The sequence below is a fragment of the Streptomyces sp. NPDC047886 genome (assembly GCF_043204435.1).
Lineage (GTDB): Bacteria > Actinomycetota > Actinomycetes > Streptomycetales > Streptomycetaceae > Streptomyces.
Genome location: NZ_JBIDCF010000009.1, coordinates 133,938 through 157,911 on the forward strand (window position 1 = coordinate 133,938; position 23,974 = coordinate 157,911).

Genomic DNA, 23,974 nt, shown 5'->3' on the forward strand with positions numbered 1-23,974 from the left:
GCATCCCGATCGGCGACAGGAGGATCGTCAGGACCAGCATCGGACCCGTCAGCACGGGGCGCACCCCGAGGCGGCGGCTCCGGCGGGAGCGTCCATGGCCCGATCAGCGGTCCCCGGACGACTCCCGACTCCCGACACACGGTCCGAGGGCCCCGCTGCCGCCTGGACCCGGGGCCGGGCCTGGGCCCGGGTCGCGCCCTGATGCGGGGCCCCGCTCCCTGTCCGGGCGCTCGCTCGGGTACGGAGCGCCGCCCGTGAACCGGCCGCCGCGACCACCACGAGCAGGGCGGTGGCGGTGAGCGTGACGCCGTCGGGCGCGGTGAGCGGCTGCCCGCGCAGGGCCTGCCAGACGAGGAGGGCCAGCCCCGCCCCGTACGCTCCGGACGCGACGAGCATCAGCCGCAGTCGTACGCGGACGTCCGCCAGCCGGGGGAAGCGCGGCGCCAGGACCACCAGGGCCAGGGCCAGGGCCAGGAGGAGCGTGGGGTGGCTCCGCCTGGCGTCGCCGGTGGGCCGGTCGACCGGGGCGTCGGCGGTGGGCCCGGGTGGTGGGGGCGTCGCCGTCGTGGCCGGGGGTGTCGGGGCCGCCGGGGCTGCCCCGGCCGCAGGGGGGCGAGGGTTACGCGGCCTTCGAGGTCGCTTCCTGCTCGCGTTCCACCTGCTCGTTCCACTCGCGCTTCACCGCGCGCCAGGCCTCGTCCGTCTTGCCCTGCCGCCAGTAGCCCGAGATGGACAGGCGCTCGCGCGGAATGCCGCGCTCCAGGCGCAGGTGCCGGCGCAGTTCCTTCACCGCGCCGGCCTCGCCGTGCACGAACGCCTGGACGTCGCCGGCCGGGAACGCGAGGTCGCGTACCGCCGCCACCATCGCCTCACCGACCGGGCGGCCCCGGCGGGGCAGCCAGCGGAGCTCGACGCCGGCCGGCACCGCGATCTTCTGCTCGTCGTCCGGCCCCTCGACCTCGATGAAGGCGTACGCCACCGCGTTCTCCGGCAGCCGCTCCAGCGTCGCGGCGATCGCGGGCAGGGCGCTCTCGTCGCCCACCAGCAGGTGCCAGTCCGCCTCGGCGTCCGGGGCGTAGCCGCCGCCCGGCCCCAGGAACCGCACGGTGTCGCCGACCCGGGCGCGGGCGGCCCACGGCCCGGCCAGGCCCTCGTCGCCGTGGACCACGAAGTCGACGGTGAGCTCGCGCTGCGCCGCGTCCCACGCCCGTACCGTGTACGTCCGGTTCGACGGCCACTGGTCGCGCGGGAACTCGGCGCGGATCCGGTCCATGTCGAACGGCTCGGGGTACGTCACGCCCTCGGCGGGGAACAGCAGCTTGATGTAGTGGTCCGTGAACTCGCCCAGCCGCAGGGCCGCGAGGCCCTCACCGCCCAGGACGACACGCACCATGTGCGGGGTGATCCGCTCGGTGCGCACCACCTTCGCCTCGTGGGCCGTCCGTGCCTTGCGGGCCGGCTGTTCCGCCACTGCGCTCTCCCCGGTGTCGTCGGCTTAGGTATGCCTAAGCTAACACCTTGTCCCCGGAGGCGCAGCGGGACCGGCGCGGGCGCACGCCGCCGCCCGGCGGGACCGGCGGTCAGGCGCGTCAGCGGGGCAGCGACTCCAGCAGCCGCTCCAGCGATCCGCCGAGACCCCAGCGCGCCGCCAGCTCCTCCAGGGCCACCGGGTCCAGCGGCTCGCCCGGCAGGGCGGGGTCGAAGTCCGGCAGCGGTACGTCGTCGGCCACGCGCACCACCGTGGGCGCGACCGCCAGGTAGCCCCTGGCCTCGTCCAGCCGCTTCCGCTGCGTCGGCGTGAGCTTCGCCGCCGGATCGTCCACGGCCGCCATGATCCCGGCGAGGTCCCCGTACGTGTCCAGCAGCTTCGCCGCCGTCTTCTCGCCGACGCCGGGCACGCCGGGCAGCCCGTCGCTCGGGTCGCCGCGCAGCAGCGCCAGGTCGGCGTACCCCCGGCCGTCCACCCCGTACCGGGTCCGCAGCCAGGTCTCGTCCGTCACCTGAAGGCTGCCGACGCCCTTGAGCGGATACAGCACCCGCACCCCGCGGGCGTCGTCCACGAGCTGGTACAGGTCCCGGTCGCCGGTCACGATGTCCACCGGCCCGGCCGCCCGGCCGGCGAGCGTCCCGATGACGTCGTCCGCCTCGTACCCGGCGACACCGACCCGCGCGATGCCCAGCGCGTCGAGCACCGCCTCGATCACCGGCACCTGCGGCGACAGGGTGTCCGGGACCTCCTCCACGTCCGGCCCGGTGGGCGTCTCCTCGGCGACGCGGTGCGCCTTGTACGACGGGATGAGCTCGACCCGCCAGGCCGGCCGCCAGTCCGCGTCCATGCAGGCCACCAGCTCGTCGGGGTGATGGTCCTGGACCAGCCGGGCGATGAAGTCCAGCAGTCCGCGCACGGCGTTGACCGGCGTGCCGTCCGGTGCCTTCACGGAGTCCGGCACCCCGAAGTAGGCCCGGAAGTACAGGGAGGCGGTGTCGAGGAGCATCAGGCGTCGCGTCACACACCGATCATGCCGCACGCCACCGACACTCACCGGCACCCCGGTCCCCACCTGCGGCTTCCGCTTCGGCGTACCCCTGCTTCGGTCGTTGCGCTACTCGGTGGTACCGCCGCTGCGTAAGGTGGTCGCAGAGGGAGGGAGCCGAACATGGACGACAAGGAGACACCGCGCGTCGGCGCGGCCGTCCGCAGGAGACGCAGAGACCTGTCGCTCACCCTCGCCGCGGTCGCCGAGCGCAGTGGGCTTTCCGTGCCGTTTCTCAGCCAGATCGAGAACGAGCGCGCGCGCCCCAGCATGCGGTCGCTCCAGCGGGTCGCCGACGCGCTGAAGACGACCGCCGTCGAACTGCTCGACGCCGCCGACTCCGCCCGCACCGTCGACGTCGTACGGGCCGCGAACGGCGACGACACCGCACGCCCCGGCGTGCGCCCCCTGGTGCGCGGCGAACACCAGATGCACGCCGAGGAGTTCACCGGCGAGCACGACGCCCGCCGCGAACTGGTCCTGCGCAACGACGCGCTGCTGTACGTCGCCGACGGCACCGTCGAGGTGGAGGCCGAGGGCCGGGCGTACCGGCTGGAGCGCGGCGACACCCTGTACCTCTCCGGCGGCGTACGGCACCGCTGGCGGGCCGCCGGGCCGGACACCCGGGTCCTCGTCGTCGCCGTCGCCGAGAGCCTGGAATCCCCGTGACCCGGCGCGCCGCGGCCGCCACGACACGAAGCGGCGGGCCGCGCGTCGTGTCCCTCGTGCCGTCCCTCACCGAAGCCGTGGCCGTCTCGGCGCCCGGAGTCCTCGTCGGCGCCACGGACTGGTGCAGCCACCCCGTGGGGCTGGACGCCCCACGCGTCGGCGGCACCAAGAACCCGGACGTACCGGCCGTCGTGGCCCTCCGGCCCGACCTGGTCGTCGCCAACGAGGAGGAGAACCGCGCACCCGACCTCGCCGCCCTGCGCGCCGCCGGGCTCGACGTCCTGGTCACCGAGGTCCGCGGCCTCGACCAGGCGCTGAGCGAACTGGACCGGGTGCTGCGGGCCTGCGGCGTACGGTCCCGGCCGCGCTGGCTGGACGACGCGGAGGCGGCCTGGGCGGCGGTGACGCCCGCAGGACCGCCCCGCGCGGCCGTCGTGCCGATCTGGCGGCGGCCCTGGATGGTGCTCGGCCGCGACACGTTCGCCGGGGACCTGCTGGCCCGCCTCGGCGTCGCCAACATCTACGCCGACCACCCCGAGCGCTACCCGCGCGTCCCGCTGGACGAGCTGCGCGCGTCCGGCGCCGACCTCGTCGTCCTGCCGGACGAGCCGTACCGGTTCACCGTGGACGACGGGCCCGAGGCGTTCGACGGGATGCCCGCCGCGCTCGTCGGCGGGCGCCACCTCACGTGGTACGGGCCGTCGCTGGCCGACGCGGCGACGGCGCTGCGAGCAGCGCTCCGCTGACCAGCCCCCGCGCGGTCCGCGCGGCCGCCACCAGCCACGCCGCCACCAGCAGGACGAACAGCGCCACCGCCGCCCACCGCAGCGCCGCCACGCCCGTGTGCCGCGCCAGCACCTCGAACCCCGTCACACAGGTCCCCACCGGGAACGTGAACGCCCACCACGTCATCGTGAACGCCATCCCGCGCCGCACGGCCCGCACCACCAGCGCGCCGGCCAGCGCCAGCCACAGCGTCGCGAAGCCCATCACCGGCACCCCGTACAGCACGGCCAGACCGGCGGCGTACGGCACGCCGGGCGCCGCGTCCGCGAACATGCCGGCGGCCGTCGTGGACTGCCCGAGCGGCCCGAGTACCAGGAGGAGGGCCGGTGTCAGCGCCGTCGGCGGCGGCCCGCCGGTGATCAGCCGCCCGAGGATCAGCGGCAGCATCAGCAGTGCCGCCATGAGGCTCAGGCCGAACAGCCCGTAGCACCCGAGCAGCAGCGTCCGCCGCGCCTGACCCGCCGGAAGGTACGGCACCAGCGCCGGGCCGAGCGCCGCGGACACCATCGGCGCGACCACCGGCAGCAGCCACACCGGTGAGGCGCCGTCGATCCGGTGCCGCACCACCATCAGGTAGGGGACCGCCACGGCGGCCGCGAGGCCGACCGCCGTACCGGCCGTGAACAGCACCGCGTCCAGGGCGACCGCCGCGCCCGTCCCGATCCAGTCGCGTCCGACGGCCAGCGCGCCGCCGCCGACCGCCAGCAGCGCCATCGCCAGGCAGCCGTAGAACGGCGCCACCGCCGGGTCCAGCAGATGTGCGCGGGCCTGGTCGCGGTGGTGGGTCCAGTGCAGGGCCCGCGCGACCAGCAGCGTGAGCAGCATCAGCAGGGACAGCGCCCAGAGGGCGGCGCAGGCGGCCCGCAGCCCCGGCACGTCCACGGGGAGTGCCGAGCCCGCGTTGGCGACGATCGCGGTGCCCATCACCGTCGCGTACCAGTTCGGGCCGAGGTGCCGGACGGCGGCGGCGCGGCGCCGGGCGGCGGCCGGGACCCGCACCGGGGCGCGGCTCACGGAGACGGCGGCGGCGCGGTCGCCGGGCATGGCGGCGCCGGGGGTGGCGCGGGCGCCGGGCATGGCGGCCCCCGGCATGGCGGCCCCGGGTGCGGCGGGGGCGCCTGGTGCGGCGCGGCCTGCGGTGTCGTGGGGGTGGTGTCGCGCGAGAGCTGCCATGCTCACACCCTCCCGGCGGGAAACCGCCCCGACCAGGGAGGTTTCCTCTATGACCCCATAAGCTGGCGTTATGAGCCTCTCGCACCGCGTGCCGGATCTCGGCGCACTCGAACTCCTCCTCGCCGTGGCCAGGCACGGCAGTCTGGGCCGGGCCGCGCGCGAGGTGGGCGTCACCCAGCCCGCCGCGAGCAGCCGGATCCGCTCCATGGAGCGGCAGCTCGGCGTGGCGCTCGTGGACCGTTCGCCGCGTGGCTCCCGGCTCACGGACGCGGGCGCGCTCGTCACGGACTGGGCGCGGCGCGTGGTGGAGGCCGCCGAGGCGTTCGACGCGGGCGCGCAGGCGCTGCGGGACCGGCGGGACTCGCGGCTGCGGGTCGCCGCTTCGATGACGATCGCCGAGTACCTGCTGCCCGGCTGGCTCATCGCGCTGCGCGGCCAGCGCCCGGACACGGCCGTGTCGCTGCACGCCGGCAACTCGGCGGCGGTCGCCGAGCGCCTCATGGACGGCGAGGCCGACCTCGGGTACGTCGAGGGGCTCACGATCCCGGACGGCCTCGACGGCGCGGTCGTCGCCCACGACCGGCTCGTCGTGGTGGCCGCGCCGTCCCACCGGTGGGCCCGCCGCCGCGGGCCGGTCACGACCGACGAGCTGGCCGCGACCCCGCTGGTGCTGCGCGAGTACGGCTCCGGTACCCGCCAGGTCCTGGACTCCGCGCTCGCCGAGCAGGGCGGGCTCGCCGAGCCGCTGCTGGAGCTCGCCTCCACGACGGCGGTGAAGGCGGCGGCGGTCACGGGCGCGGGTCCCGCCGTGCTGAGCGAGCTCGCCATCACCGAGGAGCTGACCTCCCGCCGCCTGGTCGAGGTCCCGGTGCGGGGCGTGGACCTGCGGCGTGCCCTGCGCGCCGTATGGCCAACCGGCCACCGTCCCACGGGACCGGCCCGGGACCTGCTCTCCCTCTCCCGGGCCGCGAAGGCGTCCTGACGCCGGTGGCGAGCACGCCGGTGGCGAGCACGCCCGCGACGAGACCGCCCGCGACGAGACCGCCCGTGACGGGACGGCCGCCATGAGACCGCCCGTGACGGGACGGCCGCCACGCGGACGCCGCTACGACGCCGCCGCGCGTACGAGACCTGCCATCACCCGGGTGTCCTCGGCCATCTCGGGGTGCCACTGCACGCCCAGCACCCAGTGGTCGCCGGGGAGTTCCACCGCCTCGACCGTGCCGTCCCCGGCGTGGGCGGACGGCGTCAGGCCCGTACCCAGCAGGTCCACCGCCTGGTGGTGGTGCGTGGGCACGTCCGCCGCCTCCGGGACCAGCTCGGCGTACCGGGTTCCGGGCACCGGCTTGACCGTGTGGCCGCCGAACACGCCCACCCGCTCCACATGCCCGTCCAGGTGCTGGACCAGGGTGCCGCCGAGCGCGACGTTCAGCAGTTGCATGCCCCGGCAGATGCCCAGCAGCGGGGTGCCGGAGGCGAGCGCGGCGTCGATGAGGGCGAGTTCCCACGCGTCTCGCTCCGGCGCGGGCGGACCCGTCCGGGGATCGCGCGGCGCCCCGTACCGTACGGGGTCCACATCGGCGCCGCCCGCGACGACCAGCGCGTCCAGCCGGGCCACCACCGACGCCGCGACTGACGGCTCGTCCGGCGGCAGCATCGCGGCGAGCCCGCCCGCTGCCCGGACCAGGCGCGGATACGCCTCGGGCAGCAGAGCGGCGGGCAGCTGCCAGATGCTCCACGTGGCCGGGTCCAGGTAGGTCGTCACACCGATCAACGGCTTGGGCACATCGGGTCCCTTCCCTCGCGGTCGAATCGCGGTCAGATCGCGGTCGAATCGGGTCGAATCACGGTCGAATCACTTGCGGTCGAGTTCGGCCTCCGCCGCGGCCAGTGCCGCGAACTCCTCCTCCGGCGCGTTCGCGACGAGACGATGCCGACTGTAGAGGGCGAAGTAGGCGACGGCGACCGCGTACACGACCAGGGCGATCCCCGCCGCGTCCGGGTCCACCAGGAACGTCGCCACCAGCGCGGACAGGGCGAGGACGAAGGCGACGGACGAGGTCAGCACCCCGCCGGGCGTACGGTACGGCCGCTCCAGGTGCGGTTCGCGGCGGCGCAGCACGATGTGGGACAGCGCCATCATCGCGTAGCTGATGGTGGCGCCGAAGACGGCGATGTTCAGCATCCGCGCCCCGTCCCCGGTGCCGGCGGCCAGCGCGAACCCGATCGAGCCCGGGATCAGCAGCCCCAGGTAGGGGGACCTGCGGCGGCTGGTCAGCGACAGGAACCGGGGCAGGTAGCCGGCCCGGGACAGCGCGAACAGCTGCCGCGACCCGGCGTAGATGAGCGAGAAGAACGACGCCACCAGGCCCGCGAGCCCCGCGTAGTTGACGAACCGGCTGAGCGCGGTGGGCGCGCCGTCGCCCTGGAGCGCGACGACCAGCGGGTTGCCGGCGTCCTGGATGGCGGCCGAGCCGCGCACGCCCGTCGCGGCGAAGAACGTCACCACGGCCAGCACCACCAGCACGCCCATCGACAGGGACATCGCGCGCGGCATCGACCGCACCGGGTCCTTGGCCTCCTCGGCGGCCAGCGGGACGCCCTCGACGCCGAGGAAGAACCACATCCCGAACGGGAAGGCCGCCCAGATGCCCAGCAGCCCGTACGGCAGCCAGGAGTTCGCGCCGAACGCGCTCGGGTCGACCGGGATGTCGTCGAGCCCGTCCGCGCGGAACTCGGTGAACGCGCCGACCGCGAAGATCAGCAGTGCGGCGACGGCGATGGCCGTCACGACCAGGCTGAAGCGCAGGGCCTCGCCGACGCCCCAGAGGTGGATGCCGATGAAGATCGCGAAGCAGGCGAGGTACACCGGCCAGCCCGACTCCAGGCCGAACAGTCCGAGGGATTCGACGTAGTCGCCGATGAAGATGGAGATGGCGGCGGGCGCGAGGATGTACTCGATGAGGATGGCGGTTCCGGTGAGGAAACCGCCCCAGGTGCCGAGCGCCCGGCGCGCGAAGCCGTACCCGCCCCCTGCGGCGGGCAGGATGGCCGACAGCTCGGCCAGCGCGAAGACGAGACAGGCGTACATGGCGCCCATCAGGACGGTCGCCACGGCGAGCCCGCCGAAGCCGCCCTTCTCCAGACCGATGTTCCAGCCGGAGAAGTCGCCGGAGACGACGTAGCCGACGCCGAGCCCGGTGAGCAGCAGCCATCCCGCGCTGCCCTGCCGCAGTGCCCTGCGCTTCAGGTAGTCGTCGGCGCCGGCGGCTTTCGGGGTCGTACGGTCCGGGGAGGTTCCCGAGGAGGTTCCCGAGGTGTCTTCGAGCGTCATGGCAGTGTCAGCTCCGGGGTCGGGCCCAATGGAATGGACCCATACCTTTGCGGTGGCTCGTGGGTAACGCAAGACCCCTGCGTTACTTTCGGGTTACGCGGGCCCGTCGCGGCCGAGCGCCCCCCGTCCGCCGCGACCTCAGGCCAGGAAGCCGCGCAGCAGCGCCGCCGTGCCCGCGCAGTGCTCCCGCGCCACCTCCCGCGCCGCGTCGGCGTCGCCCTCCAGGACGGCCTCCACCAGCGCGGTGTGCTGGTGCTGCGAGTGCTCCAGGTTCCGGACGAGCAGCGGGATGCAGTCCAGCAGGTCGTTCAGCTTCGCCCGGACCGCCGCGTAGCTCGCGGTGAGGGTGGGGGAGCCCGACAGCTCCGCGAGGGTCAGGTGCAGCAGCGTGTCCTGGCGCCGGTAGTCCTCCAGCGGGGCGTCGTGCGTCGCCGCCAGGGCCGTACGCAGCCGGTCGGCGCCGTCGGCGGACAGTCCGTGCCCCGCGCACAGGCCCGCCGCGCCGGTCTCCAGGACCTCCCGGAACCGCAGCGTGTCCTCCAGGTCCACGGCGGCTATCCGGCGCCGCAGCTCCTCCTCCCCGGGCGTACGGGCCCGGTGCAGCACGAACGTGCCGCCGTAGCGGCCGCGCCGGCTCTCCACCAGGCCCTGCTCCTGCAGCACCTTCAGCACCTCGCGCAGCGTGACCCGGCTGATCCCCATCCGTTCGGCCAGCTCGCGCTCCGCCGGCAGCCGCTCGCCGCCGGGCACCAGCCCGAGCCGTACGACCTGGAGGATCTGCTCCAGCGCCTCCTCGAAGCCGTTGCCCGCCCGCACGGCCCGCAGCACGGGCGTCAGCGCGTCGGGCCGGTCGCTCTTGTTCACCTGGTCTCACCTCGCGATGGCATGCCGTCGGCCTCCTGCCCGGCGGGCCGGGACCCGGCCCGCGGGACGGCCGCGATCGGATGCAGTGTCCCCCGGCGGGACGTGGCCCCTTCCCAAGCAATGGTCTCAGGTCATACCTTATGGCTTCCGGCTGACCGAAGGAGGATCCGTCCCGTGGCAGACCGCACACCCCCGCTCGCCGTCGAGGAGCTCCGCGCCCTCGTCGCGAACGGTGAGATCGACACGGTCGTCCTGGCGTTCCCCGATATGCAGGGGCGGCTCCAGGGCAAGCGGTTCGCCGCCCCGTTCTTCCTCGACGAGGTGCTGGAGCACGGCACGGAGGGCTGCAACTACCTCCTCGCCGTCGACACCGAGATGAACACCGTCGACGGCTACGAGATGTCCTCGTGGTCCCAGGGGTACGGCGACTTCGCCATGCGCCCGGACCCCGCCACCCTGCGGCGCGTCCCGTGGCACGAGGGCACCGCCCTGCTCGTCGCCGACCTCGCATGGAACGACGGCTCGCCCGTCGTCGCCGCACCCCGCCAGATCCTGCGCCGCCAGCTCGACCGGCTCGCCGCGCTCGGCTACACCGCGCACGTCGGCACCGAGCTGGAGTTCATCGTCTTCAAGGACACCTACGAACAGGCCTGGGACGCGAACTACCGGGGGCTCACCCCGGTCAACCAGTACAACATCGACTACTCCGTCCTCGGCACCGGCCGCGTGGAACCGCTGCTGCGCCGCATCCGCAACGACATGGCGGGCGCGGGCATGACGGTCGAGTCGGCCAAGGGCGAGTGCAACCCCGGCCAGCACGAGATCGTCTTCAAGTACGACGAGGCGCTCGTCACCTGCGACCAGCACGCCGTCTACAAGACCGGCGCGAAGGAGATCGCCGCCCAGGAGGGCGTCTCGCTCACCTTCATGGCCAAGTACAACGAGCGGGAGGGCAACTCCTGCCACATCCACCTCTCCCTCCAGGACGCCGACGGGAACAACGTCATGGCGGGCGAGGGACCATGGGGGTCCCCCGTGCCCGGCCGCAGCCGCGAGCTCCGGGCAGGCATGTCACCCGTCATGCGGCACTTCCTGGCCGGCCAGCTCGCCGCGATGCGGGACTTCTCCCTCCTCTACGCCCCGAACGTCAACTCCTACAAGCGCTTCCAGCCCGGCTCCTTCGCGCCGACCGCCGTCGCCTGGGGGTACGACAACCGCACCTGCTCCCTGCGGGTGGTCGGCCACGGCCGCTCCACCCGGTTCGAGAACCGCCTCCCCGGCGGCGACGTCAACCCGTACCTCGCCGTCGCGGCCATGATCGCGGCCGGCCTGCACGGCATCGAACAGCAGCTGGAACTGCCCGAGGCGTGCACCGGCAACGCCTACACCGCCGACTACGCCCACGTCCCGCCGACGCTGCGCGAGGCCGCCGAACTCTGGCAGACCAGCACCCTGGCGAAGGCCGCCTTCGGCGACGAGGTCGTCGCGCACTACCACAACATGGCGCGGGTCGAACTGGACGCCTTCGACGCCGCGGTGACCGACTGGGAGCTGCGCCGCTCCTTCGAACGCATGTGAGGCATGACGTTGACCACCGAGCTCCACGTTCTGAACCCCGCCACCGAAGAGGTCGTCGCCACCGTCCCCGCCGCCACGGTCGCGGACGTCGGCGCCGCCGTGACGCGTGCCGCCCTGGCCCAGCGCGGCTGGGCGGCCGCCGCCCCGGCCGACCGGGCCCGGCTGCTGCGCCGCTTCGCCGCCGCCGTGGACGACCACCGCGAGGAACTCGCCCTGCTGGAGGTCCGCGAGGCCGGACACACCATCGGCAACGCCCGCTGGGAAGCCGGCAACGTCCGCGACCTGCTGGACTACGCGGCCGGGGGAGTGGAACGGCTCAGCGGCCGGCAGATCCCCGTCCCCGGCGGGCTCGACGTCACCCTCCTCGAACCCCTCGGGGTCGTCGCCGTCATCGCCCCCTGGAACTTCCCCATGCCCATCGCCGCCTGGGGCACCGCCCCGGCGCTCGCCGCGGGCAACGCCGTCCTCCTCAAGCCCGCCGAGACCACCCCGCTCACCGCGCTGCGCCTCGCCGAACTCGCCCTGGACGCCGGACTGCCCGACGGCCTCTTCCAGGTACTGCCCGGCGAGGGCGCCGTGGCCGGCAACGCCCTCGTCGAACACCCCGGCGTCGCGAAGGTCGTCTTCACCGGCTCCACCCGCGTCGGCAAGCAGATCATGGCCAGGGGCGCCGACCGGCTCAAGCGCGTCACCCTGGAACTCGGCGGCAAGAGCCCCAACATCGTCTTCGCGGACGCCGACATCGAGGCGGCCGCCGCCGCCGCGCCCATGGCGTTCCTCGACAACTCGGGCCAGGACTGCTGCGCCCGCACCCGCGTCCTCGTCCAGCGCTCCGTCCACGACCGGTTCCTCGAACTCCTCGCCCCGGCCGTCGAGAAGGTCGTCGTCGGCGACCCCTCCGACGAGGCCACCGACATGGGCCCGCTGATCTCCCGCGCACAGCTCGACCGGGTCCGGTCGTACGTACCCGACGGCACGGGACACGGCATCCGGGGCAGCGCGCCCGACGGCCCCGGCTTCTGGTTCCCGCCGACCGTGCTCACCGATGCCGCGCCCGACGCGCCCGTCGCCGTCGACGAGGTCTTCGGCCCCGTCGCCGTCGTCCTCCCCTTCGAGGACGAGGACGACGCCGTACGCCTCGCCAACGCCACCGACTACGGCCTCGCCGGCTCGATCTGGACCCGCGACGTGGGCCGCGCCCTGCGCGTGTCCCGGGCGGTCCAGGCGGGCAACCTGTCGGTCAACTCCCACTCCAGCGTCCGCTACTGGACACCGTTCGGCGGCTACAAGCAGTCCGGCATCGGCCGTGAACTGGGCCCCGACGCCCTCACCGCCTTCACCGAGACCAAGAACGTCTTCATCAGCACGGAGGACTGAACACCCATGAAGGACAAGACCGAAGAGACCGTCTGCCGCCGCCTGGCCGGCCGCACCGCCGTCATCACCGGCGCCGGCAGCGGCATCGGCCTCGCCACCGCACGCCGGCTCGCATCCGAGGGCGCCCACGTCGTCTGCGGCGACATCGACGAGACGGCGGGCAAGGCCGCCGCCGACGAGGTCGGGGGCCTCTTCGTACGCGTCGACGTCACCGACGCCGAACAGGTCGACGCGCTCTTCAAGGCGGCGTACGACACGTACGGCAGTGTCGACATCGCCTTCAACAACGCGGGTATCTCGCCGCCCGACGACGACTCGATCCTGACCACGGGACTGGACGCCTGGAAGCGGGTCCAGGACGTCAACCTCACCTCCGTCTACCTGTGCTGCAAGGCCGCCATCCCCTACATGCGCCGCCAGGGCAGGGGCTCCATCATCAACACGGCATCGTTCGTGGCCGTCATGGGCGCGGCCACCTCGCAGATCTCGTACACCGCGTCCAAGGGCGGCGTGCTCGCCATGTCGCGCGAGCTGGGCGTCCAGTTCGCCCGCGAGGGCATCCGCGTCAACGCGCTCTGCCCCGGGCCGGTGAACACCCCCCTCCTCCAGGAGCTGTTCGCCAAGGATCCCGAGCGCGCCGCGCGCCGCCTCGTGCACATCCCGGTCGGCCGGTTCGCCGAGGCGGAGGAGATCGCCGCCGCCGTCGCGTTCCTCGCGAGCGACGACTCGTCCTTCGTCAACGCCACCGACTTCCTGGTCGACGGCGGTATCTCCGGCGCGTACGTCACGCCCCTGTAGGCCGTCGCCGCCCCGCCGCCTTCTACCCTGGGCCGCATGAGCATGACGACTCCGCCGGGCTGGTACCCGGACCCCGGCACGCCTTCGGTCGAGCGCTGGTGGGACGGGACCGCCTGGACGGGGCACACCCGCCCCGCCGGCGGACAGCCGCACGCCCCGGTCGTGCCGCCGAAGCGCACGGGACGGGTCGTCCAGGTCGCGGCGGCGGCCGTCGTCGTCGTGGCGGCGGTCGCCGCGGCCGTCCTGTGGACACGCCCCGGCGGCGGCGCGCCCGAGGCCGGCAAGGCACCCGCCGCCGGGCCCACCGGCGCGACCCCCGCCCCGGGCACGCCGACACCGTCCGCCCCGGCGGAACCGTCGGGCCCCGCCGACGACCCGGGCGTCGTCGTGGACCAGCTCAACGGCATCACCCTGCCCATCCCCGCAGGCTGGGAGAAACCGGAACGCACCGTCGACCGGGTGCCGACCGTCAGCACCGCCGACAGCTACCAGTGCCCCAACTCCACCAGCCGGCTGTGCCGGCACGGCCGGGTCTCCTCCTGGACGGCCACCACCTCCGCGACCGGCGCCGAGGCGATCGCCAAGGAGGACATCGCGGACGCCGCCGAGCACCTCTACGGCGACGACTCACTCGGCAACCGCCACTACGGCGGCATCCGCTCCCACAAGGTCGTCGCGGCCCGCCCCGCCGTCGTCGCCGGACGCACCGGCTACCTGGTCCGCTGGCAGGTCACCACCGGCGCCGGACCCGGCGGCTACGTCCAGTCGCTCGCCTTCCCCTCACCGCTCGGCAGCGAGGCGCCCGTCGTCGTGCGGTTCGCCTTCGACGCGGGACCCGACGGGCCGCCGCTCGCCCTCATGGACGAGATCACCCGGGGCATCCGCCCCATCGGCAGCTCGACGGGCGGCGGCGTCGGCAGCAGCATCGGCCCCGGACAGGGCGGCTGACACCGGGCCGGGAAGGCCCCGGGAGACCCGTACGCGACGCACCCCTACGCGTGCGCGACGCACCCCTCCCCGTGCGCGACGCACCCTGAGAGGAACGCACGGTCTAGAGGAACGTACGGCCCTCGCCCCGGTACGTCGGGACGGTCGCCGTCACCCGGTCGCCCTCCACCAGGTGCAGCCGCTCGAACCGCTCGCACAGCTCACCGGCCTTCGCGTGCCGGAACCAGACCTTGTCGCCGATCAGCAGATCGTCGGCGGGCGCGCCGAGCAGCGGCGTCTGCACCTCGCCCGGCCCCTCCTGCGGGTCGTAGCGCAGCCCCTGGGGCAGGTACGGCACCGGCAGCCGGTCCCTGCCCGGCGCGCCCGACGCCGGGTAGCCGCCGCCCAGCACCGTCACCACGCCCACCCCCGGCCGGCGCACCACGGGCTGGGCGAACAGCGCCGCCGGGCGGCCCGTGAACGACGTGTAGTTGTCGAACAGCCTCGGTACGTAGAGCCCCGAGCCCGCCGCGATCTCGGTCACCGCGTCCTCGGCCGCCGTGTGCTGCACGCTCCCCGTGCCGCCGCCGTTCACGAACTCCAGGTCCGGCGCCACCGCCCGCACCGCGGCCACCACGGCCGCGCGCCGCGCCGCCAGCTCCCGGCGCGCGGCCGACTGCATCAGCCGCACCGCCCGCGAGCGCACCGGCCGCCCCGCGATCGCGTCCCCGACCCCGGCCACGTGCCCCTCGTACGCCATCAGACCCACCAGCCGGAACCCCGGCCGCCGCGCCACCGACCGGGCCAGCTCGGCCAGCTGCGCGGGCTCCCGCAGCGGCGAACGCAGCGCCCCGATCCGTACCCGCCCGCCGAACAGCCGCAGCGAGGTGTCCAGCTCCAGACAGACCCGGACCTCCTCCCGCCCCCCGCTCCGCGCCGCGTCGATCAGCTCCAGCTGGGCCGGGTCGTCCACCATCACCGTCACCGCCCGCGCGAGCTTCGCGTCCCCGGCCAGCTCCGCGAACCCGGCACGATCCGCCGACGGGTACGCGAGCAGCACGTCGTCGAACCCGGCGCGGGCCAGCCACAGCGACTCGTCCAGCGTGAACGACATGATGCCCGCGAACCCGGGGCGGGCCAGGACCCGTTCCAGCAGCGCGCGACAGCGCACCGACTTGCTCGCGACCCGGACCGGCTTGCCGCCGGCACGGCGCACGAGATCGTCGGCGTTCGCGTCGAAGGCCTCCAGGTCGACCACCGCGAGCGGCGCGTCGAGATGGGCGGTGGCCCGGTCGTACCGGGCTTGGTCGGCGGCACGGGGAGTCATGGACCGAGACTGCCAGACCCGGCTACCCGGGGGTAGGGGGACGATACGGTCAGAACCTCCCCGACCTGCGGGCTCGTTGCCGCCGAGGTCCCGGCAGCCCGTAAAGTGGCCGTCACGCGCCGCCGAACGAGCCTGCTCCGAGCGGCGTTCCGTACGACAACCAGGGGGGCGGATGAGCACCGAGGCACGGCGCCCGTCCTCCCGTATCACCGACGCCCCGCTGCCGTCCGACGACCCGGCGGGGCCGCCTCCCGGCACGGCGATACCGACGCCGCCCGCGCAACGCGCGCCGCACACACCCGTGTCGCGCCCCCCGTCCCCGCCCGGTCCCGGACCGCGCCCCACGGCCGAACGGCAGGACGGGCCACACCGTCCCGACGAGCCGCGCCGTCCCGACGAGCCGCGCCGTCCGGCGGGGCAGCACCCCGCGCCGCCCGCCACCCCCGCCGAGACCACCACTCCGCTCCGGCCCGTACGGGCACCCCTCGCCGCTCCCCGGAACGCCCAGGCGCCCCACCCCGACGCGACCGGCGGCTCTCCGCCACGGCGGCCCGACCCGAGCGCCCCGCACCCGACGGGTCCGGGCGGCCGGCGTCCCGGCGCCCCCGCGCCCGGCGGCGACCCGGCCGGGGCCCGCCTGCCGTCGCAGCCCGGCCCCGCCGCGCCGTACCCCGCCGCCCCGCGCACCCCCGCGCGGCCCCAGCCCGGCCCCGCCCCGCACCCGTCCCGTCCCGGCCTCCCGCACCCGGCGCGCCCCGTCGACCCCGGCGCCGCCCGCGCGTCGGCGCCGTACCCCGCCGCGGAACCGGCGCCGCCCACGCTGCCCGTGGCCCCCGTGTCGTACGGGCAGACCTATACGGTGCCGCCCGAGGCGCCGGCCGAGACCACCACCCGGCTGCGGCCGATACGCACCCGGCACCCCGCCCGTACGGCCACGGCCGTCGCCTGCCTCGTCCTCGGCCTCGGCCTGATCGGCGGCGCGGCCGCCGGCACCTGGCTCGTCGGCGAGGCCGCCGAACCGCCCCGCACCGTCTACACCGAGACCCGTACCGTCTGGCACGGCGTACCCGTCGACACGCTCTTCCCGCGCACCCTCAAGGGCGACGACGCCGGGCCCGGAGGCGCCGACCGCGTGTGGACGCGCGTCGCCGTCGCACCCGACGGCCCCTGCTCGACCACCGCCTTCGACCCGCTCCTCCTCCAGGCCCTGAAGCCGGTCGGCTGCCTGCGCGTGCTGCGCGCCACGTACACCGACGCCACAGCCACCAGCGTCACCACGGTCGGCATGGTGTTCACCGAGGCCGACGCCACCGCCATGGCCGCGCTGCGCACCCGGTTCGGCCAGGACGCGTGGGACGAACGCACCGATCTGATGCCCCGCCCGCTGGCCGCCCCCGGCACCGTCGCCCAGGGGTTCGGCGACCGGCAGCGCGCCAGCTGGCACGTGAGCGTCCTCACCGAACTCCCCGTCGTCGTCTACGCGGTGTCCGGCTTCGCGGACGGCCGCGCCGTCCCGACGCCCGAGCCCGCCGACGAGGCCATGATCAAGGGCCGGACCACCGCGCCCGCGCAGGCGGGCCTCGGGCACGACGCCAAGGGGGTCGCCACCGGCATCGAGGCCGCCCTCCGCAAGACCGCGGCGGCCGCCACCAAGGAGCCCCGATGACCCGACGAGCCCTCGGGGCACCCGTCCGTCCGGGCCGCCGCCCCCGGCCCCGTACCCGGCGGGCCGTCCGCACGGTCACCACCGCCCTGACCGCCACCGCCTTCGCCCTGCTCCCGGCCGCCACCGCCCACGCGGACGCGATCCGCGCCCGGCAGTGGGGTCTGCACGCCCTGAACACGGACGACGCCTGGCGCACCACCCAGGGCAAGGGCATCACCGTCGCCGTCCTCGACACCGGCGTCGACGCCACCCACCCCGACCTGGCGGGCAACGTCCTGCCCGGCAAGGACTTCATCGGCTTCGGAGCCCGCCGCGGCGACCGTTCCTGGGCCCGGCACGGCACCGCCATGGCCGGCATCGTCGCGGGCCACGGACACGGCCCCCGGCGGGAGGACGGGGTCCTCGGCATCGCGCCCGAAGCGAAGATCCTGCCCGTGCGGGTCATCCTCGAAGGCACCGACAAGGCCCGCGCCAAAGCCAGGCACACCCGGGGCGGCGCCCTCGCCCAGGGCATCCGCTGGGCCGCCGACCAGGGCGCCGACGTCATCAACCTCTCCCTCGGCGACGACAGCGAGTCCGCCCACCCCGAGCCCGCCGAGGACGCCGCCGTCCAGTACGCGCTGTCCAAGGGCGCCGTCGTCGTCGCGTCGGCGGGCAACGGCGGCGAGAAGGGCGACCGCGTCTCGTACCCCGCCGCCTACCCCGGCGTGATCGCCGTCACCGCCGTCGACCGGTACGGCACCCACGCCTCCTTCTCCACCAGCCGCTGGTACTCCACCGTCAGCGCGCCGGGAGTCGACGTGGTGATAGCGGACCCGGACCGCAAGTACTACGAGGGCTGGGGCACCAGCGCCGCGTCCGCGTTCGTCTCCGGAGCCGTCGCCCTGGTGCGCGCCGCGCACCCCGGACTGAGCCCGGCCCAGATCAAGAAGCTCCTGTCGGACACCGCACGCGGCCGCCCGGAGGGCGGCCACGACGACGACAAGGGGTACGGGATGGTCGACCCGGCCGCCGCGATCGAGGCGGGCGCGAAGCTGCGCCCCGCCGACCTGAAGGCGGCGACGCACGGCTACGGCGAGCGGTACTTCGGCCCCGGACCGAAGCCCGCGCCCGAGGAGCCCGCCGAGACCGGCCCGCTCGCGGCGGTCGCCGGCGGCGTCGGCGCGCTGCTGCTGGCCGTGGCGGTCGTCCTGTGGCGCGGCGGCCGCCAGGACCGCCGAACCGCCTGGGCGCCGCCGCACCCCTGAGCGCCGCCGTACCGCCTGGGCGCCGCCGCACCCCTGAGCGCCGCCGTACCGCCTGGGCGCCGCCGCACCCCTGAGCGCCGCCGTACCGCCTGGGCGCCGCCGTACCGCCTGAGTGCCGCCGTACCGCCGCCGTACCGCCTGAGTGCCTCCGCACCGTCTGGGGGCCGCCGTCCGCCTGAGGCCGCCCTACCGCCGGTGGCCGCCGCGCCGCCGGGGAGCCGCCCTACCGCCTGAGTGCCGCCGCACCCCTGGGCTCCGCCGCGTCCCGAAGCCCCGCGCGGTCCCGAAGCCCCGCACACGGCGGGCCCGGGGCCGGATGCCCCGCAGGCCGCTACGGCAAGAGGTCCCGAGGCCCGAGGTCCGAGGGCCGTACGTCCCGGGGCGCGCACGCTCTGCGGGGCCTACGTCCCGGGGCTCCGCGCGCCGAGGGCCGCGCGCCGCACCCGGGGCGGGGGCCGATACGCTCGGCACGTGGCGCTCAAGAACATCCCCGACCCCGGTTTCTCCGACGACGACGGCTCCGCCGACCCACGGCTCGCCGAGGCCCTCGCGGCCTGGGCCGAGGACAGGACGGCCGAGCCGCGCGTGCTGGAGGCGTTGCGGGGAGCCCGGTTGCTGGTCCCCGTCGTCGCCGTGCTCGGCGAGGTGGAGGAGGACGAGAACGGCCTGCGCCGCGAGAAGACCAGCGACATGGCCGTACCGACCCTCACGGCCGGTGACCGGCGGGCCCTGCCCGCGTTCACGTCGACCGACGCGCTGGCCCTCTGGGACCCGGCCGCCCGTCCCGTCGCCGTACCGCTGCACCAGGCGCTCATGGCCGCCGCGCACGAGAAGGCCGACACGGTCGTGCTCGACATGGCAGGCCCCGTGCCGTACCAGCTGACCGGCCCCGCGCTGCGTGCCCTCGCGGAGGGCCGCACCACATCGGACCCGCTCGCCGACCCGGCCGTCACGGACGCCGTACGCGCCCTGGTCGCCGCCGAGCCGTCGGTGCTCCGCGCGTACCTGGCCAGGGGCGCGGCGGACGGCACGCTGGCCCTGGTGCCCGCGCCGGACGCGGCACCGGCCGAGGTGGCGGGGCGCGTCGCCCGTGCCCTGGCGGCCGACGAGACACTGAGGGCCCGCCTGGTGCGGGGCCTCGACCTGGCACTGCTGCCGGCCGGGGCCACGCCCCCGGGCGAGCCCTTCTACGTACGGGAGAAGCGGTAGCCCCCCCACGGGGCCGGCGGGGCCGTCAGCCGTAGACGGGGCCCGTGTACTTCTCGCCCGGGCCCTGGCCCGGCTCGTCGGGGACGAGCGACGCCTCGCGGAAGGCGAGCTGGAGCGACTTCAGACCGTCGCGCAGCGGCGCCGCGTGGAACGAGCTGATCTCGGTGGCGCCCGCGTCGAGGAGGCCGGCCAGCGCGTGGACGAGCTTGCGGGCCTCGTCCAGGTCCTTGTACTTCTCGCCCTCCTCGGTCAGCCCGAGCTTGACGGCGGCGGCGCTCATCAGGTTGACGGCGACCGTCACGATCACCTCCACCGCGGGGACCTCCGCGATGTCGCGGGTCATGGTGGAGAAGTCGGGAGACTCGTTGCTCGGGTCATGGTTCGAGGTGGCGTCGCTCATGCCTCACACGATAGGCGGCCCGTCTCCGGTTGGGCCCACCGCCCGGTAGCTGCTAACCTGGTGTGACGACCGGCTGGACACCTCATGTGATCCGGCCCACAAGTGGAGGCTCCGATCTCCCACCTGGCCGCCCCTCGGGGTGGCGGGTCACCGGTCAGGCGGCGACCATCGTTCCGTACGGACGATGGAGCCGCCCGATGTGCGCCCCGCGGTTCACCGTGGCGGTGTTCCGGTATTCCCAGGAGCCCCGCCTGTGTCCCGTCCGGGGCATTTTTCGTGCGCCGGCGCGGTTGGTCTGACGAAACAGACGTTACGCGTCCGTCCGCCAGGCGGTCGTGTGGTGCTACCGAGGAGGATCCATCAGCGCCGAGCCCCGCATCAACGACCGGATTCGCGTTCCCGAGGTGCGACTTGTCGGTCCCAGCGGCGAGCAGGTCGGGATTGTCCCGCTTGCCAAGGCCCTGGAGCTTGCCCAGGAGTACGACCTCGACCTGGTCGAGGTCGCGGCGAACGCCCGTCCGCCCGTGTGCAAGCTCATGGACTACGGGAAGTTCAAGTACGAGTCGGCCATGAAGGCCCGTGAGGCGCGCAAGAACCAGGCGCACACGGTCATCAAGGAGATGAAGCTCCGGCCGAAGATCGACCCGCACGACTACGACACCAAAAAGGGTCACGTCGTCCGGTTCCTCAAGCAGGGCGACAAGGTCAAGATCACGATCATGTTCCGTGGTCGCGAGCAGTCCCGGCCGGAGCTCGGCTACCGGCTGCTGCAGCGGCTCGCGGAGGACGTCCAGGAGCTCGGCTTCATCGAGTCGAACCCCAAGCAGGACGGCCGGAACATGATCATGGTTCTCGGTCCGCACAAGAAGAAGACCGAGGCCATGGCCGAGGCCCGCGAGGCGCAGGCCGCCCGCAAGGCGGAGCGCCAGGGCCAGCCCGCCCAGGCGGATCAGCCCGCCGAATAGCCTGCAAGGCCCGGGTTCCGGGCCCGCCCAGGACCCAACCGACACATCTGACGCTCCCGCTCGCCGGTCCCCGGACCGGCTGGGAGCGCCACTGACGAGGAGATACGGCGCGATGCCGAAGAACAAGACGCACAGCGGTGCCAAGAAGCGCTTCAAGATCACCGGCTCCGGCAAGGTGCTCCGCGAGCGCGCCGGCAAGCGCCACCTGCTCGAGCACAAGTCCTCCAAGCTGACGCGTCGCCTCACCGGCAACGCCGAGATGGCCCCGGGTGACGCCGCCAAGATCAAGAAGATGCTCGGCATCTGACTTGTTCTGTGACGCTCTCGGCGACGAGAGCGCATCCCCGATACCGGGACCCAAACGTTTCCGGGTCGTGTGAGTCCAACCACGACCCCGCTACAAGGAGTTAACAAGTGGCACGCGTCAAGCGGGCAGTCAACGCTCACAAGAAGCGCCGGGCGATCCTCGAGCAGGCCAGCGGCTACCGCGGCCAGCGGTCGCGCCTGTACCGCAAGGCCAAGGAGCAGGTCACCCACTCGCTGGTCTACAACTACAACGACCGCAAGAAGCGCAAGGGCGACTTCCGTCAGCTGTGGATCCAGCGCATCAACGCCGCTGCCCGCGCGAACGGCATCACCTACAACCGCTTCATCCAGGGTCTGAAGGCCGCCAACGTCGAGGTGGACCGCAAGATCCTGGCCGAGCTCGCGGTCAACGACGCCAACGCGTTCGCCGCTCTCGTCGAGGTCGCCCAGAAGGCCCTTCCGAGCGACGTCAACGCGCCGAAGGCCGCCGCCTGATCTCCCAGGCCGCAGTACTTCAGCCCGGACCCGCAGGCCCACCGCCTGCGGGTCCGGCGCGTTCCACCCCCGCGCCGCCACCGGCGCGCCCGTACGACGGGGCCGCGCACGCAGAACGCGGCCGTACGAGAAGAGAGCCGCCGACCATCATGGGCACCCCCGAGCCGATCTCCCCGCGATCCCCGCGCGTCGTCGCCGCCCGGCGGCTCGCCAAGCGCAACTTCCGGGGCAAGGAGCGCCTCTTCATCGCCGAGGGGCCGCAGGCCGTCCGCGAGGCCGTGGAACACCGCGGCGGCAGCGGCGAGCCGACCCTGGTCGAGCTGTTCACCACCGCCGAGGCCGCCGACCGGTACGCCGGCATCGTGGCCGCCGCCCGCGCCGGCGGCGCCCGGGTCCACCTCGCATCCGACGCCGTGCTCGCCGAGGTCTCGCAGACCGTCACCCCGCAGGGCCTCGTCGGCGTCTGCCGCTTCCTCGACTCGCCGTTCGACGAGATCCTCGCCGCCCGGCCCCGGCTGGTCGCCGTCCTCGCCCACGTACGCGACCCCGGCAACGCGGGCACCGTCCTGCGCTGCGCCGACGCCGCCGGTGCCGACGCGGTCGTCCTCACGGACGCCTCCGTGGACCTGTACAACCCGAAGTCGGTCCGCGCCTCCGTGGGCTCCCTGTTCCATCTGCCGGTCGCGGTCGGTGTCCCCGTCGAGCAGGCCGTCGCCGGTCTGAAGAGCGCCGGTGTCCGCATCCTCGCGGCCGACGGCGCGGGCGACGACGACCTGGACGCCGAACTCGACGCCGGCACCATGGGCGGCCCCACCGCCTGGGTCTTCGGCAACGAGGCCTGGGGCCTGCCCGAGGAGACCCGCGCCCTCGCCGACGCCGTCGTCCGCGTCCCGATCCACGGAAAGGCCGAGAGCCTGAACCTGGCGACCGCCGCGGCCGTATGTCTCTACGCGTCCGCCCGTGCGCAGCGTGCTGCGGGAGGGTGCCGCTCCGTCACCTCCAGCTAGTAGGGTGACGGGCTCGGGGGCCCGCTGCGGTGCACGGAGGGGTGGGGTACGGGGATGACGGTCGGGACCAGCAGGCCCGCGGGGACGCGGGAGGCCACGGCTCACGCCTCCGCCGTCGCGGCCGACGGCCACGACGCCGACGACCGCCGCGCAGACGGCCGGCACGCCGGTGACCGCCACACCGACGGTCACCCCGCCCGCGCCTGCGACCCCGACGACCTGCCCGACGGCCTGGTCGTCGCCGACGCCGGCGGCCGTGTCGTCTGCTTCAACGCCGCCGCCGTACGGCTCACCGCCGTGCCCCGCGCCCGCGCCATGGGCCGCCCCCTGGACGAGGCGCTCCCCCTGGAGGACCTCAAGGGCCGCCGCTGGTGGGCGCTGACCGATCCGTACGGCGGCCTCGCCACCCGTACCGGGCAGCCCGAGCGGAATCTGCTGCTGCCCGGCAACCGGGAGGTCCTCGTCTCCGCCCGCTACGTGCGCGACCACCCCCTCGGCCCCGTCCGCCGCGTCGTGGTCTCCCTGCGGGGCACCGAGGCCCGGCGCCGTACCGAACGCAGCCACGCCGAGCTGATCGCCACCGTCGCGCACGAACTGCGCTCGCCGCTCACCTCCGTCAAGGGGTTCACCGCGACCCTCCTCGCCAAGTGGGAGCGGTTCACGGACGACCAGAAGCGGCTGATGCTGGAGACCGTCGACGCCGACGCCGACCGGGTCACCCGGCTGATCACCGAACTCCTCGACATCTCCCGCATCGACTCGGGACGGCTGGAGGTCCGCCGCCAGCCCGTCGACATCGCCGCCGCCGTCGGCCGCCACATCCAGGCGCACACCGCCCGGGGACAGGCACCCGACCGCTTCTTCGTCCGCGTCCGCCGTCCCCTGCCCGATCTGTGGGCCGACCCCGACAAGGTCGACCAGGTCCTGGGCAACCTCCTCGAAAACGCGGTGCGCCACGGCGAGGGAACCGTCACCATCGAGGTGGCACCCGCCGGTGCGGACAGCGACGACGAGAAGGGAACGGCGGTCACCGTGAGCGACGAGGGCCCGGGTATCCCCGCGGAGTCGATGGGCCGTGTCTTCACCCGCTTCTGGCGGGGCAGCAAGCGCGGCGGCACCGGGCTCGGCCTCTACATCGTCAAGGGCATCGTCGAGGCGCACGGCGGCACGATCACCGTCGGACGGAGCCCCGCCGGCGGGGCCGAATTCCGATTTACCCTGCCCGTGGGCACCCCGGCCTATCTCCTCTGAGGCCGCGCGGGAGTCCACGGGCTGATCCGCAGCGCATCCGCGTCGTCATACCCCGTTAGAC

At 74.5% G+C, this 23,974-nt stretch carries 24 protein-coding genes; 15 read left to right on the plus strand and 9 right to left on the minus strand.

The features are described 5' to 3' along the window. Positions 1 to 48: 48 nt before the first annotated feature. The 3 genes from ACGF5U_RS26135 to ACGF5U_RS26145 form a co-directional block, all read right to left on the minus strand. Positions 49 to 453 (minus strand): hypothetical protein, encoded by a 405-nt coding sequence (locus ACGF5U_RS26135; protein WP_392715300.1) that lies wholly within the window; start codon positions 451 to 453, stop codon positions 49 to 51. A 166-nt stretch (positions 454 to 619) separates the two neighbouring features. Then, on the minus strand, positions 620 to 1,471 hold the full coding sequence (locus tag ACGF5U_RS26140; protein WP_392715299.1) for a siderophore-interacting protein: 852 nt from the start codon (positions 1,469 to 1,471) through the stop codon (positions 620 to 622). Positions 1,472 to 1,589: 118 nt separating this feature from the next. After that, positions 1,590 to 2,495 (minus strand): 5'-3' exonuclease H3TH domain-containing protein, encoded by a 906-nt coding sequence (locus ACGF5U_RS26145; RefSeq protein WP_392715469.1) that lies wholly within the window; start codon positions 2,493 to 2,495, stop codon positions 1,590 to 1,592. A gap of 162 nt (positions 2,496 to 2,657) precedes the next feature. On the opposite strand from ACGF5U_RS26145, the gene ACGF5U_RS26150 reads away from it, so the two are divergent. Continuing rightward, entirely contained in the window at positions 2,658 to 3,203 is a 546-nt protein-coding gene (locus ACGF5U_RS26150; protein WP_392715298.1) for a helix-turn-helix domain-containing protein, read from the plus strand. Further along, positions 3,200 to 3,949: a helical backbone metal receptor gene (locus tag ACGF5U_RS26155; protein ID WP_392715297.1), complete on the plus strand. Its 750-nt coding sequence runs from the start codon at positions 3,200 to 3,202 to the stop codon at positions 3,947 to 3,949. The genes ACGF5U_RS26150 and ACGF5U_RS26155 overlap by 4 nt, the downstream gene beginning before the upstream one ends. On the opposite strand, the gene ACGF5U_RS26160 is transcribed toward ACGF5U_RS26155, so the two are convergent. Continuing rightward, positions 3,888 to 5,033, minus strand: coding sequence for a TDT family transporter (locus ACGF5U_RS26160; protein ID WP_392715468.1), 1,146 nt, complete (start codon positions 5,031 to 5,033; stop codon positions 3,888 to 3,890). The two genes, ACGF5U_RS26155 and ACGF5U_RS26160, sit on opposite strands and share 62 nt — an antisense overlap. A gap of 199 nt (positions 5,034 to 5,232) precedes the next feature. Between ACGF5U_RS26160 and ACGF5U_RS26165 the strand changes: the two genes are divergently transcribed. Then, a complete protein-coding gene (locus ACGF5U_RS26165) occupies positions 5,233 to 6,144 on the plus strand; it encodes a LysR family transcriptional regulator (RefSeq protein ID WP_392715296.1) in 912 nt (303 codons plus the stop codon). Between the two features lie 123 nt (positions 6,145 to 6,267). On the opposite strand, the gene ACGF5U_RS26170 is transcribed toward ACGF5U_RS26165, so the two are convergent. The 3 genes from ACGF5U_RS26170 to ACGF5U_RS26180 form a co-directional block, all read right to left on the minus strand. After that, positions 6,268 to 6,948, minus strand: coding sequence for a gamma-glutamyl-gamma-aminobutyrate hydrolase family protein (locus ACGF5U_RS26170; RefSeq protein ID WP_392715295.1), 681 nt, complete (start codon positions 6,946 to 6,948; stop codon positions 6,268 to 6,270). 69 nt (positions 6,949 to 7,017) lie between these two features. Further along, entirely contained in the window at positions 7,018 to 8,496 is a 1,479-nt protein-coding gene (eat, locus tag ACGF5U_RS26175; protein WP_392715294.1) for an ethanolamine permease, read from the minus strand. A gap of 138 nt (positions 8,497 to 8,634) precedes the next feature. Next, positions 8,635 to 9,360, minus strand: a complete 726-nt coding sequence (locus ACGF5U_RS26180) for a FadR/GntR family transcriptional regulator (protein ID WP_392715293.1) — start codon at positions 9,358 to 9,360, stop codon at positions 8,635 to 8,637. A gap of 174 nt (positions 9,361 to 9,534) precedes the next feature. On the opposite strand from ACGF5U_RS26180, the gene ACGF5U_RS26185 reads away from it, so the two are divergent. Genes ACGF5U_RS26185 through ACGF5U_RS26200 form a run of 4 tightly spaced genes read left to right on the plus strand, consistent with a single transcriptional unit; the run spans position 9,535 to position 14,061 of the window. Further along, positions 9,535 to 10,938, plus strand: a complete 1,404-nt coding sequence (locus ACGF5U_RS26185; RefSeq protein WP_392715292.1) for a glutamine synthetase family protein — start codon at positions 9,535 to 9,537, stop codon at positions 10,936 to 10,938. A 3-nt stretch (positions 10,939 to 10,941) separates the two neighbouring features. Beyond that, the gene (locus tag ACGF5U_RS26190; protein ID WP_392715291.1) at positions 10,942 to 12,315 is read left to right on the plus strand and encodes an aldehyde dehydrogenase family protein; all 1,374 of its coding nucleotides are present in this window, start codon (positions 10,942 to 10,944) and stop codon (positions 12,313 to 12,315) included. A gap of 6 nt (positions 12,316 to 12,321) precedes the next feature. Next, positions 12,322 to 13,113 (plus strand): 3-oxoacyl-ACP reductase, encoded by a 792-nt coding sequence (locus ACGF5U_RS26195; RefSeq protein WP_392715290.1) that lies wholly within the window; start codon positions 12,322 to 12,324, stop codon positions 13,111 to 13,113. A 36-nt stretch (positions 13,114 to 13,149) separates the two neighbouring features. Further along, a complete protein-coding gene (locus ACGF5U_RS26200; protein ID WP_392715289.1) occupies positions 13,150 to 14,061 on the plus strand; it encodes a DUF2510 domain-containing protein in 912 nt (303 codons plus the stop codon). A gap of 103 nt (positions 14,062 to 14,164) precedes the next feature. On the opposite strand, the gene ACGF5U_RS26205 is transcribed toward ACGF5U_RS26200, so the two are convergent. Then, the gene (locus ACGF5U_RS26205) at positions 14,165 to 15,367 is read right to left on the minus strand and encodes an amino acid deaminase/aldolase (RefSeq protein WP_392715288.1); all 1,203 of its coding nucleotides are present in this window, start codon (positions 15,365 to 15,367) and stop codon (positions 14,165 to 14,167) included. 820 nt (positions 15,368 to 16,187) lie between these two features. Between ACGF5U_RS26205 and ACGF5U_RS26210 the strand changes: the two genes are divergently transcribed. The 3 genes from ACGF5U_RS26210 to ACGF5U_RS26220 all read left to right on the plus strand — a co-directional run bounded on the left by ACGF5U_RS26210 (position 16,188) and on the right by ACGF5U_RS26220 (position 19,489). Beyond that, the gene (locus tag ACGF5U_RS26210; protein WP_392715467.1) at positions 16,188 to 17,033 is read left to right on the plus strand and encodes a hypothetical protein; all 846 of its coding nucleotides are present in this window, start codon (positions 16,188 to 16,190) and stop codon (positions 17,031 to 17,033) included. Further along, entirely contained in the window at positions 17,030 to 18,280 is a 1,251-nt protein-coding gene (mycP, locus tag ACGF5U_RS26215; RefSeq protein ID WP_392715287.1) for a type VII secretion-associated serine protease mycosin, read from the plus strand. Before ACGF5U_RS26210 ends, mycP begins: the two co-directional genes overlap by 4 nt. A 471-nt stretch (positions 18,281 to 18,751) precedes the next feature. Beyond that, a complete protein-coding gene (locus tag ACGF5U_RS26220; protein WP_392715286.1) occupies positions 18,752 to 19,489 on the plus strand; it encodes an SseB family protein in 738 nt (245 codons plus the stop codon). Positions 19,490 to 19,514: 25 nt separating this feature from the next. Here the strand turns inward: ACGF5U_RS26220 and ACGF5U_RS26225 are convergent, their stop codons facing one another. After that, a complete protein-coding gene (locus ACGF5U_RS26225) occupies positions 19,515 to 19,889 on the minus strand; it encodes a DUF1844 domain-containing protein (protein ID WP_392715285.1) in 375 nt (124 codons plus the stop codon). 335 nt (positions 19,890 to 20,224) lie between these two features. Between ACGF5U_RS26225 and infC the strand changes: the two genes are divergently transcribed. The 5 genes from infC (at position 20,225) to ACGF5U_RS26250 (ending at position 23,913) form a co-directional block, all read left to right on the plus strand. Beyond that, the gene (gene infC / locus ACGF5U_RS26230; protein WP_392715284.1) at positions 20,225 to 20,854 is read left to right on the plus strand and encodes a translation initiation factor IF-3; all 630 of its coding nucleotides are present in this window, start codon (positions 20,225 to 20,227) and stop codon (positions 20,852 to 20,854) included. Between the two features lie 112 nt (positions 20,855 to 20,966). Continuing rightward, the gene (gene rpmI, locus ACGF5U_RS26235; RefSeq protein ID WP_019884943.1) at positions 20,967 to 21,161 is read left to right on the plus strand and encodes a 50S ribosomal protein L35; all 195 of its coding nucleotides are present in this window, start codon (positions 20,967 to 20,969) and stop codon (positions 21,159 to 21,161) included. 107 nt (positions 21,162 to 21,268) lie between these two features. Then, positions 21,269 to 21,655 carry a 50S ribosomal protein L20 gene (gene rplT / locus ACGF5U_RS26240; RefSeq protein WP_017945472.1) on the plus strand — a complete coding sequence of 129 codons (387 nt, stop codon included), beginning with the start codon at positions 21,269 to 21,271 and terminating at the stop codon, positions 21,653 to 21,655. A 149-nt stretch (positions 21,656 to 21,804) separates the two neighbouring features. Next, the gene (locus tag ACGF5U_RS26245; protein ID WP_392715283.1) at positions 21,805 to 22,662 is read left to right on the plus strand and encodes a TrmH family RNA methyltransferase; all 858 of its coding nucleotides are present in this window, start codon (positions 21,805 to 21,807) and stop codon (positions 22,660 to 22,662) included. Positions 22,663 to 22,716: 54 nt separating this feature from the next. Next, positions 22,717 to 23,913 carry an ATP-binding protein gene (locus tag ACGF5U_RS26250; RefSeq protein ID WP_392715282.1) on the plus strand — a complete coding sequence of 399 codons (1,197 nt, stop codon included), beginning with the start codon at positions 22,717 to 22,719 and terminating at the stop codon, positions 23,911 to 23,913. Positions 23,914 to 23,974: the final 61 nt, after the last annotated feature.

Excerpts from the sequence above, each read along its gene's own strand:
- ACGF5U_RS26225 (WP_392715285.1), bottom strand. The coding sequence starts at position 19,889 with ATGAGCGACGCCACCTCGAACCATGACCCGAGCAACGAGTCTCCCGAC.
- ACGF5U_RS26150 (WP_392715298.1), top strand. The coding sequence starts at position 2,658 with ATGGACGACAAGGAGACACCGCGCGTCGGCGCGGCCGTCCGCAGGAGA.
- eat (WP_392715294.1), bottom strand. The coding sequence starts at position 8,496 with ATGACGCTCGAAGACACCTCGGGAACCTCCTCGGGAACCTCCCCGGAC.
- ACGF5U_RS26250 (WP_392715282.1), top strand. The coding sequence starts at position 22,717 with ATGACGGTCGGGACCAGCAGGCCCGCGGGGACGCGGGAGGCCACGGCT.
- ACGF5U_RS26145 (WP_392715469.1), bottom strand. The coding sequence starts at position 2,495 with ATGCTCCTCGACACCGCCTCCCTGTACTTCCGGGCCTACTTCGGGGTG.
- ACGF5U_RS26200 (WP_392715289.1), top strand. The coding sequence starts at position 13,150 with ATGAGCATGACGACTCCGCCGGGCTGGTACCCGGACCCCGGCACGCCT.
- mycP (WP_392715287.1), top strand. The coding sequence starts at position 17,030 with ATGACCCGACGAGCCCTCGGGGCACCCGTCCGTCCGGGCCGCCGCCCC.
- ACGF5U_RS26160 (WP_392715468.1), bottom strand. The coding sequence starts at position 5,033 with ATGCCCGGCGACCGCGCCGCCGCCGTCTCCGTGAGCCGCGCCCCGGTG.
- ACGF5U_RS26205 (WP_392715288.1), bottom strand. The coding sequence starts at position 15,367 with ATGACTCCCCGTGCCGCCGACCAAGCCCGGTACGACCGGGCCACCGCC.
- rpmI (WP_019884943.1), top strand. The coding sequence starts at position 20,967 with ATGCCGAAGAACAAGACGCACAGCGGTGCCAAGAAGCGCTTCAAGATC.
- ACGF5U_RS26195 (WP_392715290.1), top strand. The coding sequence starts at position 12,322 with ATGAAGGACAAGACCGAAGAGACCGTCTGCCGCCGCCTGGCCGGCCGC.
- ACGF5U_RS26190 (WP_392715291.1), top strand. The coding sequence starts at position 10,942 with ATGACGTTGACCACCGAGCTCCACGTTCTGAACCCCGCCACCGAAGAG.
- ACGF5U_RS26245 (WP_392715283.1), top strand. The coding sequence starts at position 21,805 with ATGGGCACCCCCGAGCCGATCTCCCCGCGATCCCCGCGCGTCGTCGCC.
- ACGF5U_RS26165 (WP_392715296.1), top strand. The coding sequence starts at position 5,233 with ATGAGCCTCTCGCACCGCGTGCCGGATCTCGGCGCACTCGAACTCCTC.